We start from the raw sequence: 16139 nt of genomic DNA on the forward strand, positions 1-16139 counted from the left end.
GAAGATGATGTTCATTTTGCGTTCATCCAGAGCCACACTTTGTAACCTCTTGAAATCCGCCGCCGGGCTAACCAGATAATTTCTGCGACCGCCATATCGGGGTCGCTGGTTCGACGGAACTTGCCACAAAGGGAGTTCTACCGAGAGCCAAAACACGCAAACATTGTCGCTCTAAAGGAGGGCTTAAACATGCGTCACGTTGATTTTTCCCCGCTCTATCGTTCAACCGTCGGTTTTGACCGGCTTTTCACCATTCTCGACAGTCTGGCCCAGCCAGAAGGTGCCCAGACCTATCCGCCCTATAATATCGAGCGGACTGGCGATAACACCTATCTCATCACCATCGCTGTTGCCGGGTTCTCGGAGGACGAGATCCAGATCGAGGCACACCGCAACCAGCTCAAGGTGACGGGTGAGAAGGCTGTACAGAAGTCTGATGAGAAGGCCGAAACGCTTTACCGCGGTATCGCCTCGCGTGCTTTCGAGCGCCGATTCCACCTTGCCGATTTCGTCGAAGTCAGTGGTGCGAGCCTGAAAAACGGCCTTTTGAACATTGAACTCAAGCGCGAAATTCCGGAAGAGATGAAGCCACGCAAGATCGCCGTTACTTCCCTGTCCGACAAGGAAGCCAAGCAGATCGAGGCGAAAGCCACGAACTGAGCGGTTGGTGGGTACAAATGAGAAAGGCGGCGCAGCAATGCGCCGCTTTTTTATGCGATCAGGTCGCCAAACCGGTCTATTTCATGCGGGGTCGTTGCAAAGCTGGTGACGAGCCGCACAAGCGTTTCGTTTTCCCCGAGCAGATTTCTTTCAGAATGAGGCGCCTTCCAGTCATAGAAGACAGCGCCGGCTTCATGCAGTTTCGTCGACATGTCCATTGCCATGATTGCAAAGACCTCGTTTGCGCGCGGTTGCCAAGCAAGCCGCAACTTGTTCGACGCTTTGATATGATTGGCAAGACGCGCTGCCATTGCATTGGCATGGGCGGCAAGCTCCAGCCACAAGCCATCAGCGAAATACGCCTCGAACTGCGCTGCTATGAAACGGGACTTGGAGAAAAGCTGTGCGGACCGCTTGCGGATGAATGGCATCTCTCTCGCATGGGCCGGGTCCATGAATACAAGTGCCTCGGCGCACCAGCAGCCATTTTTGGTGCCTCCGAAGGAGAGTATTTCGACACCCTGACGCCAAGTCATGTCTGCAGGCGAACAGCCGAGCGACACGAGTGCATTGGCAAATCGCGCGCCGTCCATGTGTAGTGGCAGGCCATTTTCGCGGCAAAGGGTTGAAATGGCTGCAATTTCGGTCAATTCATAAAGTGTGCCGATTTCGCTGGACTGGGTGATCGAGACGCCCATTGGCTGGCCGGCATGCACGTTGCCGGGCGCAAAGCCTTTTACCGCTGCTTTCAAATTGTCGATATGCATGAGGCCGAAGGCGCCGTCGACCGCCTGAAAACGCGCGCCGCCGGTGAGGAAACCTGGTGCGCCGCCCTCATCTTCGATGAGATGAGCCTCCCGATGGGCGAAAGTAACGCCGCCCGGCCTTGCAATAGCGGCCTGGGCTAGTGAATTTGCGGCGGTGCCGGTGCCAACGAAAAAAACTGCAACGTCCCGCTCGAATATGTCGTTGAACGTCTGCGCGACCGCTTTGTCGAGGTCGCTTGTGCCATAGGCGGCGGCAAAGCCATCCGCATGTTTGCTCAAACTCTCGGCAATTTTCGGGTGGGCTCCGGCCCAATTATCGGAAGCGAAATGCATAATCGACCTTACGATTTTCCACTGACGCGCAAACGCATACGCCTTTCATCCGCCGGTGAAAAGGGCGCGGGAGAGGCTAGCCATGTGGAAGTGACCGTTTGCGCTAATGATTTTAGGGGAAATCGCATGCTTTGAAACTAACGGCATACTTTTGAAGCGTTTTGCGCAAGGATATTTCGTAGTATGGAGATATTTTTTGCTTTTCCATCTTGTTTGTTTGGAATAATTCTGGCATATGATAATAAGACAGCATTGCTGTCCTATTTATGCGATCTGAAAACGAGGATGGCGAGCAGGTGCTTCCGTCCTTATAATAGTGACCGCAATCCGCACCGGAAGATATGCCGCATGAAGCGGGACTGGAATTATGGTATTCCGTCTCTTGAGATATTACCGCCCGCCGAGGGTGCCAAACGGAGGAATTGACGATGTCGGATTTGACGCCATCTGTAACGACTGAACTCGCTCAGGCCGTACAGAATCGTGCGGTCAAAACCAATAAATCGTCAGGTTTTCCTGTCCAACAAGGCCTTTACGACCCGCGCAACGAACATGATGCCTGCGGCGTCGGCTTCATCGCGCATATGAAGGGCGTGAAGTCGCACAAGGTCATCGAAGACGGGCTTTTCATGCTCGAAAACCTCACTCATCGGGGGGCTGTGGGTGCAGATCCTTTGATGGGTGATGGTGCCGGGCTGCTCGTGCAGATTCCGGATGCTTTCTTCCGCGCCGACTGGGCCGAAAAAGGCGTCGAGCTTCCTCCTGTCAACCACTATGCCGTCGGCTATCTATTCATGCCGCAGGACCCTGAAGAGCGCGCGCACATCGAGGCCGTGATCACCGAAGTTATTGCTTCCGAAGGGCAATCGCTTATCGGCTTTCGCGATGTTCCCGTCGACAACTCATCCTTGTCCAAAGCACCTCATATTGCCGAGACAGAGCCATTCCACCGGCAGGTCTTCATAGGTCGCAACCCCAACATCGAAACCAACGAGGATTTCGAGGGTCGCCTCTTTGTTCTGCGCAAGGTAATTTCGAACCGCATCTATCAGGAGAATGGTGGCAAGGAGAGCGATTTCTATGTCGTTTCCATGTCGGCGCGCACGATCGTCTATAAGGGCATGTTCCTCGCTTATCAGGTCGGCGCCTATTATAAGGACTTGAAGGATCCGCGTTTCGAAAGCGCGGTGGCGCTGGTGCATCAGCGGTTCTCCACGAACACGTTTCCGTCATGGAAGCTCGCGCACCCCTATCGCATGGTGGCGCATAACGGCGAAATCAACACGCTGCGTGGCAACGTCAACTGGATGGCGGCGCGGCAGGCTTCGGTAGACAGCGAATACTTCGGCAACGATATCTCCAAGCTCTGGCCCATCTCCTATGAAGGCCAGTCGGATACAGCATGTTTCGATAATGCATTGGAGTTCCTGTTCCAGGGCGGGTACTCGCTTGCCCATTCGATGATGATGCTGATTCCGGAAGCATGGTCCGGCAACAAGCTCATGGCCGATGACCGCAAGGCGTTCTACGAATATCACGCGGCGTTAATGGAGCCATGGGATGGTCCGGCAGCCGTTGCATTCACCGATGGCCGGCAAATCGGCGCTACCCTCGACCGCAACGGACTGCGCCCGGCTCGCTATCTCGTCACCGATGATGATTTTGTGATCATGGCATCGGAAGCCGGGGTTCTGCCCGTACCGGAAGAAAAGATCGTCAAGAAGTGGCGGCTGCAGCCAGGCCGCATGCTGCTGATAGACATGGAAAAGGGCGAGATCGTTTCAGATGACACGATCAAGTCGGAAATCGCCAACCGCCATCCTTACAAGCAATGGCTGAAGAATACACAGCTCATTCTGGAAGAACTGAGCCCGGTGGAACCACGCGCGCTGCGCAAGGATGTCAGTCTTCTCGATCGTCAGCAGGCTTTCGGCTACACGCAGGAAGATACGCGTATTCTGATGGCGCCCATGGCGACGACGGGTCAGGAAGCTATCGGATCGATGGGTACGGACACACCGATCTCGGCGATGTCTGACAAGTCGAAAATGCTTTACACCTATTTCAAGCAGAACTTTGCGCAGGTCACCAACCCGCCCATCGATCCGATCCGCGAAGAGCTGGTTATGAGCCTCGTGTCCTTCATTGGGCCACGTCCGAACATCTTCGATCTGGTGGGCACATCGCGTCGCAAGCGGCTTGAGGTGCGCCAGCCGATCCTGACCAATGGCGATCTGGAAAAGATACGATCGATTGGTCACACGGAAGATCGCTTCGACACCAAGACATTGGATACCGCCTATAATGTCGAAGAAGGCGCGGCAGGCATGGCTGGTGCTGTCGAGCGGCTTTGCGACCGTGCTGAAGCAGCGGTGCATGGTGGTTATAACATCATTATCCTGTCGGATCGTCAGGTGGGACCGGATCGTATCCCGATCCCCGCATTGCTGGCTGTTGCCGCAGTCCATCACCATCTGATCCGCAAGGGCTTACGTACTTCGGTAGGCCTTGTGGTCGAATCCGGTGAGCCGCGCGAAGTACATCATTTTTGCTGCCTTGCAGGCTATGGTGCGGAAGCGATCAATCCTTATCTCGCATTCGACACGTTGCTCGATATGCACAAGCGCGGTGAGTTCCCGCCGGAAGTCGACTCGCGCGAAATCGTCTCGCGTTACATCAAGTCGATTGGCAAGGGCATTTTGAAGGTTATGTCCAAGATGGGCATTTCCACATACCAGTCCTATTGCGGTGCGCAGATCTTCGATGCGGTGGGCCTCAAATCCGAATTTGTTGATCGGTACTTCTTTGGGACCGCAACCATGATCGAAGGTGTGGGTCTTGAAGAGGTTGCGGAGGAAACCGTTCGCCGGCACCGCGACGCGTTCGGCAATGATCCCGTGCTGATGAGCACGCTGGAAGTGGGCGGCGAATATGCCTACCGCATCCGCGGCGAGGCACATCTCTGGTCGCCCGACGCAGTTGCAAAGCTGCAGCATGCTGTACGTACTGAGTCCCCGGCGACGTTCAAGGAATATTCCGACATGGTGAACAGCCAGTCGGCGCAGGCGCAGACGATCCGCGGCCTGTTCAAGATCAAAATGGCGTCGGATACCGGCCGCAAGCCCATTCCGATCGATCAGGTCGAGCCTGCCAAGGACATCGTCAAGCGGTTCTCGACCGGGGCCATGTCCTTCGGTTCGATCAGCCGCGAGGCGCATACGACGCTGGCCATTGCCATGAACCGGATCGGCGGCAAGTCGAACACAGGCGAGGGCGGCGAGGAGCCGGATCGTTTCTATCCGCTCCCCGACGGCAAGCCAAATCCCGAGCGCTCTGCGATCAAGCAGGTAGCATCCGGCCGTTTCGGTGTGACGACGGAATATCTCGTTAATTCCGACATGATGCAGATCAAGGTCGCGCAGGGTGCCAAGCCCGGCGAGGGCGGTCAGTTGCCTGGCCACAAGGTTGATGCGACTGTCGCCAAGACCCGTCATTCCACTCCGGGTGTCGGGCTGATTTCACCGCCGCCACACCATGACATCTATTCCATCGAGGATCTGGCGCAGCTCATCTACGATCTGAAGAACGTCAATCCGGAAGCGGATGTCTCGGTCAAGCTCGTCTCGGAAGTCGGCGTCGGAACTGTGGCGGCCGGTGTTGCCAAGGCACGTGCCGATCATATCACGATTTCCGGTTATGACGGCGGGACCGGTGCTTCGCCGCTGACATCGCTCAAGCATGCAGGCAGCCCATGGGAAATGGGTCTGGCCGAAACACAGCAAACGCTGGTGCTCAACGGTCTTCGCTCGCGCATCGCCCTGCAGGTGGACGGTGGCTTGCGCACTGGCCGCGACGTCATCATCGGTGCGCTGCTTGGGGCCGACGAGTTCGGCTTCTCTACGGCACCTCTGATCGCAACGGGTTGTATCCTTATGCGCAAGTGCCACCTCAACACGTGTCCGGTCGGCGTGGCGACACAGGATCCGGTTTTGCGCAAGCGCTTCAAGGGTACGCCGGAACATGTCATCAACTTCTTCTTCTATATGGCAGAAGAAGTGCGGCAGTTCCTTGCAGAGATGGGCTACACCAAGCTCGAAGAAATCGTCGGCAAGGCCGAACTTCTCGAAAAGCGCGAGATGATTGACCACTGGAAAGCCAAGGGACTTGATTTCACGCGCATATTCCATAAGCCGGAAGCACCTGAGAACAAGACACGCTGGACCGAACGGCAGAACCACCCCATCATCGATATTCTCGACCGCAAGCTGATCGAACAGGCGAAGACCGCCCTCGAAACCAAAATTCCGGTCAAGATCGAGATGGGTATCAAGAACGTTGATCGTTCTGCCGGCGCGATGCTGTCGGGCGAGGTGGCCAAGCGCTATCGCCATAAGGGCCTGAAAGAAGATACGATCTCCGTCAAGTTCACCGGCACTGCCGGGCAATCCTTTGGGGCGTTCCTCGCGCGCGGCATTTCGTTCGAACTGATCGGCGACGGCAACGACTATGTCGGCAAGGGCCTTTGCGGCGGCCGCATCGTCATTCGTCCGCCGGAGAACACGAAAATCGTGCCGGAAGACTCGATCATTGTCGGCAATACCGTGCTTTACGGTGCGATCGAGGGTGAGGCCTATTTCCGCGGCGTGGCCGGCGAGCGTTTCGCTGTCCGCAACTCCGGCGCTATCGCAGTCGTCGAAGGTACAGGCGATCATGGCTGTGAGTACATGACTGGCGGCGTAGTCGTCGTTATCGGCCAGACTGGGCGCAACTTTGCGGCAGGTATGTCAGGCGGTGTTGCCTATGTACTGGATGAAGCAGGCGATTTTGCCCAGCGCTGCAACATGGCGATGGTCGAACTGGAGCCGGTACCGGAGGAGGACGACATCCTCGAGAAGCTGCATCATCACGGCGGCGATCTCATGCACAAGGGGCGCGTCGACGTTTCGGGCAATATGACCCGTCACGATGAAGAGCGTCTGGTGCAGCTGATCTCGAACCATATGCACTATACGGGTTCGGGCCGCGCCAAGGAAATTCTCGACAACTGGGAAACCTTCAGGCCGAAATTCGTGAAAGTCATGCCGGTCGAATATCGCCGCGCGCTCGAAGACATGGAGCGTATGCGGATGGGTGTCGCAGCCGAATAATATCAATGCTTTACGCTTGGAGCGTTGCCGCGGCGACGCTCAGCATGGGAACAGTTTTATGGGTAAGGTTACAGGTTTTCTCGAGATCGACCGGCAGGTCGGCAAGTATCAGCCTGCGTCGGATCGCATCCGGCACTTCAGGGAATTCACCATTCCCATGTCGGATGGCGAGGTCAAAAAGCAGGCTGCACGCTGCATGGATTGCGGGATTCCGTTCTGCCATGGGCCTACGGGCTGCCCGATCCACAATCAGATTCCGGACTGGAACGATCTCGTCTACAACGACAATTGGGATGAGGCGATCAGAAACCTGCATTCTACCAATAATTTCCCGGAATTTACCGGAAGAATCTGTCCGGCGCCGTGTGAAGAGGCCTGCACGCTCAACCTCGAAGATGTGCCGGTCTCAATCAAAACAGTAGAGCAGGCGATCGCTGACAAGGCCTATGAAAAGGGTTTTATCATTCCGCAGCCGGCTGTTTCGAAGACCGGGAGGAACGTCGCGGTTATCGGTTCGGGTCCAGCGGGGTTGGCAGCCGCGCAGCAGCTTGGACGCGCCGGACATGAGGTGCATGTCTATGAACGCGAGAGCCGGCCAGGCGGTTTGCTTCGCTACGGGATCCCGGATTTCAAGATGGAGAAGCACTTCATCGATCGCCGTGTCACCCAGATGGAGGGCGAAGGCGTTACGTTCTTCTGCGGGGTCAATGTCGGAATAGACAAGCCAATTCAAGAACTTATCGATAGCTATGACGCGGTGCTGTATTGCGGTGGAGCGGAGACACCGCGTCCTGCGGGTATCCCTGGCGGCGAGTTCGAAGGCGTTCATGACGCCATGCATTACCTCGTCCAGCAGAACCGCCGCATTGGCCGCGAGAATATCGAATCTGTTGCCTGGCCGAGCGACTCGATCGTTGCCTCGGGAAAACACGTGGTGGTTGTCGGCGGTGGCGATACGGCATCCGACTGCGTCGGCACTGCATTCCGTCAGGGTGCGGTGAAGGTCACGCAGCTCGACATTCGTCCACAGCCTCCGGAGAAGGAAGACAAGCTGAGCGTCTGGCCATATTGGGCGACAAAGATGCGCACATCTTCCTCTCAGGCCGAAGGCGCCGACCGCGAATTCCAGGTGGCAACGCTTGAATTCATTGGTGAAAATGGCACGTTGACCCACGTCAAGTGCTGCGAAGTTGACGAAGCGCGCAAGCCGATCGCCGGCACGGAGTTTTTCATCAAGGCCGATCTGGCGTTCATCGCCATTGGCTTTTCCGGCCCGTTCGAGGATGGGGTTATCAAGGAACTGGCGGGTTCGCTCGATATGCGAGCCGATCGCCGTGGTAACCGTTCGGTTGCAGCGGATGACAAGAATTACCGGACAAGCGTCGATAAGCTTTACACGGCCGGCGATGTGCGTCGCGGGCAATCATTGGTGGTCTGGGCGATCCGCGAGGGCCGTCAGGCGGCGCAATCCATCGATGCGGCGCTGATGGGCACTTCGGTGCTGCCGCGATAAGCGTTTTCAACCGCGGACAACCAGAATTCGCGTTCCGGTTGAAATTCTTGCGCCAGATTCGATGATTCTTGCATCAGTTTCGAGGATTCCTGCGTAAGAATCGCACCATGTCACGCAAAGACGTTGCAGGACATGAGAGGCACCGTCGAACCTCGCACGAGGCTCTAGGTCAACGCACAGCGCCGGTAGTCGGAGTTGCATCCGGTTGCTTCGGCCAGGAAAAATCATTGACCCGACCCGGCTGACTGCCGGGTGCTACGCCATCGATGACCAGCCGGTCACGCGCGGACTTTTCGGGCACCGGCGCACCCCGCGGCGCGGCGCCGAGAAGTTCGGTGCCGCCATCGAGTTCGGGATCGTTGAGGCTGATCGGGGCAAGCCGGTCGACCTCTACGGGAGCCTGCGGCGTTCCCGGAAGCGCCTGCACCGGTGCACCCGGTTTGATTGCAGCAATGTTGGGAGAGGTTGCATTGCCCAGCATTTGCCGCAATGGCTTCTCCACATAGAATGCGAGCTTGCGTTTGCCGGCGGGCGTCAGGCCGATACCGTCATTGTTGCGCAGCCGCGCCGTCTGGCCGGACATGTCAAAACCCGACAGGGTGAAACTGCCGCTCTGGTCGACGAATCCGTCCCAGACATCGACAAATGTGCCACCGGCTTTCTCGGCCGCATTGCGATAGATTTCGTTGAAGGCCAGCACGTCATTGGTCATGCTCTTGGTCTTGTAGGAAAGTTGACCGACCCATACGACCGGACGGCCGGTCTTCTTGACGGCTTCGAGAAAGGCGTTGATCCTCGCCTGATATTCCTTGTTCCACTCATCGCTCAACAGCGTCTGGCCGTCGGCAAATTGCTGGCGATCATTTGCACCGGCCATCATGATGACGACCGCAGGCTTTTCGGCTTCGATAACAGCGCCGATCGTTGCCGGCCAATCGCGATGATCATCGCGGACGAAGCCAGAGGAACCATCGCTTTTATCAACGACGCGAACGCCGGGCGAATCGATGAATGCTTCATCGAGACCCTCCGCAAGGCCCTTTGCCATGAAGTCGCCGACAATGAGGACTGTCTTGGCGTCCGGCAATTTCTCCGGGATAGCGGCTTCTTTCATTGTGGTGCTCGGCCGGGCCAAGGCTTGCGGAGCTGCGGTACGCGGCCGTGCGCGCTTGATCGGGCGGTTCCGGGCGGGCGGGCGAACCCGCCTGCCGTTGCCATCTTCAATCAGGCGGTCCGAATCTTCGCGATAGATCTGCCGCGGCCCGAACAGCATGTCGAGGATTGTACGGGCAGAAGCCGTTTCGGTGAAGATGAGAGTGGCAGCAAGGGCGAGAACCAACGGAAGCAACAGGGGTGCGTGGCTGATCGGGCTAGAGCCCGAGGCTCTGAAACGCTCCCCTCTGTCCTGGCGGACACCGAATTGATTGCCATACATAAGTCTATCCTGCGACCTTCGAGATTTGCACCGACCACGCCGGAGCATATCTCCCCCCTTGTAGGGAGAGATAATGGCATGCGCCGTTGCTACTTCTTCCTTATCACCGTCAGCACTTCCTTGCTCGGGTGGCCGTCGGGATCCAGGCCCATCTGCTTCTGGAACGCCTGGATCGCATTGCGCGAGCCATCACCGATCTTGCCGTCGACCTTTCCGTCATAATAGCCGAGTTCGCGCAGGTGATTTTGCAACTCTTCGCGCTCTTTCATCGTAATCGGCGTGAAAGGACGATTCCAGTCTTTACGCAACCCGGAAGAGCCACCGATCTGATCGGCCAGAAGGCCGACGCCGAGCGCATATTTATCCGCGTTGTTGTAGTTCTTCAGAACGTAGAAATTGCGCGTCATCAGGAACGCAGGGCCTCCGCGCCCATCGGGCACCTTCAACGTTGCCTTTTCGCCACCCCGCGGAAAGGCCTTGCCGTTGGCGCGAACGACACCAATGCTTTGCCATTCCGCAATTGTGCGCGAACCGGCCGGGAATTTGCGGCCAGCCGGCAGAACAACCTCATAACCCCACGTCTGACCGGGCTGCCAGCCATTCTTGTGAAGCAGGTTGGCCGCGGTGGCCAATGCGTCAGGAACAGAATTCCAGATGTCGCGCTTGCCATTGCCATCCATATCGACGGCGTAGGCAAGGTAGCTTGTCGGAATGAACTGGGTGTGCCCGAGGGCGCCCGCCCAGGAGCCGGTCAGATGGCTGCGATCGATATCGCCTGTCTGCAGGATCTTCATCGCGGCGATCAACTGCGTGCGGGCATATTTGGCACGGCGTGGATCGGCATAGGCAAGGGTGGCGAGCGAACGGACGGCATCACGCATTACATCGTCGCGTTTCATGATCTCGCCGAAATTGGTTTCCATCGACCAGATGGCGAGAAGGATATTGCGATCGACGCCAAACGACTTTTCGATAGCGCCGAGCCAGCGGCTGTATTTGCGTGACATCTCGCGACCGGTCGCGATGGATTGTTCGTTGACGCGATTGTCGAGGTAGCCCCAGACAGGCTCGGTGAATTCCGGTTGGGACTGGGCCTTCTGCAGAACTTCCGGATCGATTTCGGTGACGCCGGCAAAGGCACGGTTAAACGTGGACGCCGAAACGCCGCTGTTCAGTGCAGTGCCACGGAAATCCGCGATCCAGTTCTGGAACTTTGCATCGGCAGCCGCATTATTGATGGCACCGGCCAAGGCGATGCCTGCTGCCGCGGCAACGATCAGCGCGTGTTTCGAAAACGTTGCTAAACCTCCGATCATGTCTTTCCTCATTTCCGTCATTTTGGGTCAAAGGATAAATTACGCACGTCAAAGTTAGGAATTGGTTTACCATGCATGGGCAAACCCGCCGGCATGGCCTACATTAACACCGGCAACGATTATTTATTTTACAGACCTGTGCATTTTGGGTCTTTGGGACAAAAAAGTCTATCGAGGAAATTCCCGCAATATCAATCGTAATCAGTAACGAGGTAATGATGTCCGAAGCCAAGAAGATACGTAAGGCCGTCTTTCCAGTGGCGGGCTTTGGCACCCGTGTTCTTCCAGCCACTAAATCCATTCCGAAAGAAATGCTGACGGTCGTCGACAAGCCGGTCATTCAGTATGTGGTGGACGAGGCACGCGAGGCCGGTATCGAGCATTTTATTTTTGTAACCGGCCGCAACAAGGCGGTCATCGAGGACTATTTCGACGCTCAGTACGAGCTCTACGCTACCCTTGCCGAACGCGGCAAGACCGGGCTGCTCGACGAATTGCAGGGAATCCAGCCCGGGCCCGGAACGACGAGCTTTACCCGCCAGCAAGTGCCTATGGGTCTCGGACATGCGGTCTGGTGCGCACGCGACATTGTCGGTGACGAACCTTTCGCGCTGCTTTTGCCGGACATGATCATGCAGCCGGAAAAGAATGGCTGTCTCGCGGACATGGTGGAACTCTATGATCAATCGGGTGGCAATATCGTCGCGGTGCAGGAATGCGATCCGGCAGAGACGCACAAATATGGCATCGTCGGTCAGGGCAAACCTGTCGGCAAGGGTTTTGAGCTGACTCAGATGGTGGAAAAGCCAGCCAAAGGCACGGCTCCCTCCAATCTCTATATCAATGGCCGCTATATCCTGCAGCCGGAGATTTTCAGCATCCTCGAAAATCAGGAACGCGGCGCCGGCAATGAAATCCAGCTGACGGACGCGATGCTGAAGCTGACCAAAGAGCAGGATTTCTTCGGCTATCATTTCAAGGGCCGCACTTACGATACCGGCTCCAAGGAAGGTTTCGTCGAGGCGAACGTCGCATTCGCGCTTTGGCGGGAGGATATCCGCAGTGGCGTCATCGACAATATCGGCAATATGCTGAAGACGATCGAGCCTAAGAAGGGCTGAAGATTGACGGAAACACTATCTCCCCGTCGCAGGGGAGATAACTCGTGGACAGTTGTACTGTGCGTGGTTCGACAAGCTCACCATGAGGGAGGTTGAGGATGACAACGATAGTCGCCAACGTTGCCTCTCTTGCTCCCTGCAATCACCCACTTCCCTCATGGTGAGCTTGTCGAACCACGCACGGCGCCTTCGGATAGCGTTTTGAAGCGCCGCGGCCAGGTCGCTATCTAAAGCTGATTTGTCCCTTCAGCGGTCCATTCAACTCTTGAACAGTTGTACTGTGCGTGGTTCGACAAGCTCACCATGAGGGAAGTGGTTTGATTGCAGGGAGCAAGAGAGGCAACGCTGGCGACTATAGTTGCAATTCTCAACCGCCCTCATGGTGAGCTTGTCGAACCACGCACAGCGCCTTCATTAACGCATTTCGTCAAAAAGCCGATCCTACCGTTGCAGCGTCACACCCATGAAAATGCTGGTTTCATCGGTCTGGCGCGTTTCGACCTCGCTGCGGGTGAACTCATGCCGGGCGCTGATATCAAAACCGAAGAAACGATTGAACCAGTAGGTCGCACCGATTTCAGCGCCAAAGCCCTTGTCCCAGCCCGATCCGTCCTTGTTGTCGCGCAGCGATGCAATCAGCGTTGCCTTGAGATCGAGATTGGCGCGCGCCTGCCGCTTGATGCCGATTGTGCCCTCGTAGAAAATCGAGCCGCTGTCGCCGGGTGCCGTGGCTCCTTCGACGCGGGTGAGCAGGCCGATATCCACATCGGTTCCGCGCTGCGGCGACCATTTGAGGGCGCCGTCAATGCTGAGCCCATCCACTGGAGAAAGCCGGTCATCGTCTATGCCCTGACGCAGATAGCCCAGCGCGAATTCTCCCGCCAGCTTTTCGGCAAAGTCGACCTCGACACCGCCGCGCAGGCCGGTGCGAACGCCGGAACGCTGGAAGCCGTTCGAATCTTCCTTCTCGTCATACATCAATTTGCCGATTTCGACTTCGGCGAAAGGCTTGATGGCCGGCGACATTTCGAAGCCACCCCGCAGTGCAATACTGGCAAAGGTGTTGTTGCGGTCTTTCTGGCTGACGACTGAGCCATCGGAGAATTCGGCATTGCCATAGACGGTACGATCCACATTGCCTGTTACATCCGCGAAGAACTTGCCAAATTCCTTGCGCATACCAAGACTGCCGTCGAGCTCCTGGACGGCGGGCCGGTTCGAGGTTCCGACAATCGTCGTCGGTGCACTCGGGTCTTCCTGCCGGTACCGATAGCCTGCCTCGCCCTTCACGGTGGTGCGTTCGCCAAGGTCGAGCTGCATGCCACCGCGCAGCCCGACATTCGGAGCGGAATATTCCTCGCCTGAAATCGTCTTGTCATAGGTGCCATCGAAATCGAGCCAGGCGGAGTGGCGCGCCCAGTCCGTCGTGGCGCGGGCGCGAAGGCGCGTCTCCGACAACAATGCAGCGCTACCGTCCGAGCTGCCATCGGCATTGGTCGTGGCGCGCAATCCGGTGCTGATGGAGGGGCGGAGTGTCACGGTACCGGCCCTGATGCCAAGCGGTGCGAAGGGCTCCGGATCGGGCCGGATGATGCGGCGTTCGAGCGCTGGTTCCGGAAGATTGTCGCGATCGGTGCGGCCAGCGGGCGGGTTGGCTTCCCGGTTTTGCTCGATCGGGCCGTTATCGAATGTATCGGCACGTTCTTCGCCCAAAAGCGATCGCTCGCCGGGGCGAAGACGGAGCGGACGTGCAGCGGGTACAGGCGCGGTCTCGGCGCCGGGCAGGGCGGCAGAGTCCGGGTTCAGCCCGCCGCTGTTGTCGGCTGGGCCCGCGGGCGGCGAACCATCGTCCAAGGGTACGCCGAGCAAACCGAGATTGCCGTTGTCATCATCAGGCGGGAGCGCACCCGGACTAACGGGCTCGTAGCGGCGGGACGGTATACCGCCATCCGTTGGCGAAGGGGAGGCATCTGGCGGATTGGCCGTTGGCGAACCATTGTCGTTTTGCGCCTGAACCTGCGCGGAATTGTCCTGCAAGGTGCCGCGTAGCGGCGTTGCCTGCTGGGCATGGGCCAAGGGCAGGAACGCAAACACGGTGCTGCTGAGCAATGCTGCCATCAGACAGACATTGACTGCAGTCCTGAAGCCGCCGCCCGATGGCGGTGCTTCCAAGCGTGGTTGAGAAATGTGCGTCAATAGGTTTTGCCAGTGTTCGAACGTTAAGGATGGTAAAGAGCCATGGTTAACGACTGGCTAACCGGTGCCACTGTAAGGTGCTGCGGCGAACAAATATTGGACAGCGGCGAGCAGAGGCGCTAACGGTTGCGGCCATGCAGGCAATAAACGATACCGAACTGGACAAAACCGCAGCCGTCGATTCGGCCAAGCGGACGATTTCAACCGAGAAGGACGGACTGGCCGCACTGAGCAATGCGCTGGAAGGTCCCCTGGCAGAGGCGTTTTGCAAGGCGATCGAAATGATTGCCGGCGTGCGCGGCCGGATCATCGTCACCGGCGTCGGCAAGAGCGGCCATATCGGCTCGAAAATCGCCGCAACTTTCGCCTCGACGGGCACGCCGGCCTTTTTCGTGCACCCGTCCGAGGCAAATCACGGCGATCTCGGCATGATTGCCGTCGACGATGCCATTCTCGCCATTTCCTGGTCGGGAGACACGGCGGAGCTCAAGGGTATCGTCAGCTATTCGCGGCGTTTCCGCATTCCCTTGATCGCGGTCACCGCCGGCGAGAATTCGGCGCTGGCGACCGCGGCAGACGTGGTGCTTTTGATGCCGCGGGTGACGGAAGCCTGTCCGCACGGGCTGGCGCCCACGACTTCGACGCTGATGCAGCTTGCCATGGGCGATGCGGTGGCAGTGGCACTGCTCGAGGCGCGGGGCTTCACGGCGGGCGACTTCAAGACGTTCCACCCGGGCGGATCGCTCGGGGCGAGCCTCACACATGTGCGCGAGATCATGCATCGCGGCGACCAGCTGCCGCTGGTACCGCTCGGGATGCCGATGCCCGAGGCGATGAAGGTGCTGGCAGACAAGCGCTTCGGCTGTGTGGCCGTGCTCGATGACGAAGGTGCCCTTGCGGGGATCATCACCGACGGCGACCTTTCACGCAATCTGCACCGCAATCTGGCGACGATGACTGTCGACGAGATCATGACGCGGCAACCCAAGACGGTGCCGCCGACGATGCTGGCAAGCGCGGCATTGGCGCTTCTCAACGATCACAATATCGGCGCGCTGATCGTGACCGAAAAGAACGTTCCGGTCGGCATCGTGCATTTCCATGATTTGCTGCGGATAGGGGCAGCCTAGGCCGCCTCGACAACGAGCGTTCCGCGATCGATGCCGGTAATACGTACGCGCGTTCCCGCCGCAAGATCGGGACCGGTTACACGCCACAGGCTATCGCCGATGCGGGCGCGGCCCCGGCCGTTGACCGTTGCCTCTTCAAGGGTCACGACTTGACCGATCAGCTGCTCGCCGCGCCGGTTGAGCAGCGGTTCGTCCGATTCTACATCGGTTGCGCCGATCAGCCTGCGGCCGATGAAGACGGCTATGACGGAGAGAACCAGGAAGAGGATGACCTGAATTTGCCATTGCATCCATGAAGTATCGCCAAACAGGATGGCGATCCCGCCAACGATGAGCGCGGCGACACCGAACCACAGGAAGAATATCCCTGGCGCTGCCACTTCCAAAATCATCAGGATCAAGCCGAGAACGATCCAATTCCAGGGTCCGAGCTCGGTGAAGAGACGTTCAAGCATGTCAAATCCTGTTGATATTCACGCCATCGCGGCCTGCAAATGGCTTTCTTCTGCGCTTCCGATGCT

General features: G+C 57.7%; 9 protein-coding genes and 1 pseudogene. 5 read left to right on the forward strand and 5 right to left on the reverse strand.

The features are described 5' to 3' along the window. Positions 1-189 precede the first annotated feature (189 nt). On the forward strand, positions 190-660 hold the full coding sequence (locus J2X72_RS14845) for an Hsp20 family protein (RefSeq protein ID WP_310073132.1): 471 nt from the start codon (positions 190-192) through the stop codon (positions 658-660). Positions 661-710: 50 nt separating this feature from the next. Here the strand turns inward: J2X72_RS14845 and J2X72_RS14850 are convergent, their stop codons facing one another. Further along, positions 711-1760, reverse strand: a complete 1050-nt coding sequence (locus tag J2X72_RS14850; protein WP_310073133.1) for a low specificity L-threonine aldolase — start codon at positions 1758-1760, stop codon at positions 711-713. Between the two features lie 428 nt (positions 1761-2188). On the opposite strand from J2X72_RS14850, the gene gltB reads away from it, so the two are divergent. Next, the gene (gltB, locus tag J2X72_RS14855) at positions 2189-6907 is read left to right on the forward strand and encodes a glutamate synthase large subunit (protein ID WP_310073135.1); all 4719 of its coding nucleotides are present in this window, start codon (positions 2189-2191) and stop codon (positions 6905-6907) included. Between the two features lie 58 nt (positions 6908-6965). Further along, entirely contained in the window at positions 6966-8420 is a 1455-nt protein-coding gene (locus J2X72_RS14860; protein ID WP_210003302.1) for a glutamate synthase subunit beta, read from the forward strand. 169 nt (positions 8421-8589) lie between these two features. Here J2X72_RS14860 and J2X72_RS14865 read toward each other — a convergent pair whose 3' ends face one another. Together J2X72_RS14865 and J2X72_RS14870 are read right to left on the reverse strand one after the other, a co-directional pair. Further along, positions 8590-9855 carry a DUF459 domain-containing protein gene (locus J2X72_RS14865; protein WP_310073137.1) on the reverse strand — a complete coding sequence of 422 codons (1266 nt, stop codon included), beginning with the start codon at positions 9853-9855 and terminating at the stop codon, positions 8590-8592. An 89-nt stretch (positions 9856-9944) separates the two neighbouring features. Next, positions 9945-11084, reverse strand: a pseudogene (locus tag J2X72_RS14870) (lytic murein transglycosylase); the annotation flags it as partial. 305 nt (positions 11085-11389) lie between these two features. Here J2X72_RS14870 and galU point away from each other — a divergent pair. Beyond that, the gene (gene galU / locus J2X72_RS14875) at positions 11390-12292 is read left to right on the forward strand and encodes a UTP--glucose-1-phosphate uridylyltransferase GalU (protein ID WP_210003299.1); all 903 of its coding nucleotides are present in this window, start codon (positions 11390-11392) and stop codon (positions 12290-12292) included. 441 nt (positions 12293-12733) lie between these two features. On the opposite strand, the gene J2X72_RS14880 is transcribed toward galU, so the two are convergent. Next, a complete protein-coding gene (locus tag J2X72_RS14880) occupies positions 12734-14488 on the reverse strand; it encodes an outer membrane beta-barrel protein (protein ID WP_310073140.1) in 1755 nt (584 codons plus the stop codon). 134 nt (positions 14489-14622) lie between these two features. Here J2X72_RS14880 and J2X72_RS14885 point away from each other — a divergent pair, with 134 nt between their 5' ends. Beyond that, positions 14623-15618 (forward strand): SIS domain-containing protein, encoded by a 996-nt coding sequence (locus J2X72_RS14885; RefSeq protein ID WP_210003297.1) that lies wholly within the window; start codon positions 14623-14625, stop codon positions 15616-15618. On the opposite strand, the gene J2X72_RS14890 is transcribed toward J2X72_RS14885, so the two are convergent. After that, on the reverse strand, positions 15615-16073 hold the full coding sequence (locus J2X72_RS14890; RefSeq protein WP_310073143.1) for an NfeD family protein: 459 nt from the start codon (positions 16071-16073) through the stop codon (positions 15615-15617). The genes J2X72_RS14885 and J2X72_RS14890 overlap by 4 nt on opposite strands. Between the last annotated feature and the right edge of the window lie 66 nt (positions 16074-16139).

Origin of the sequence: Phyllobacterium sp. 1468 (genome assembly GCF_031455525.1) — a bacterium.
Taxonomy (GTDB): Bacteria; Pseudomonadota; Alphaproteobacteria; order Rhizobiales; family Rhizobiaceae; genus Phyllobacterium.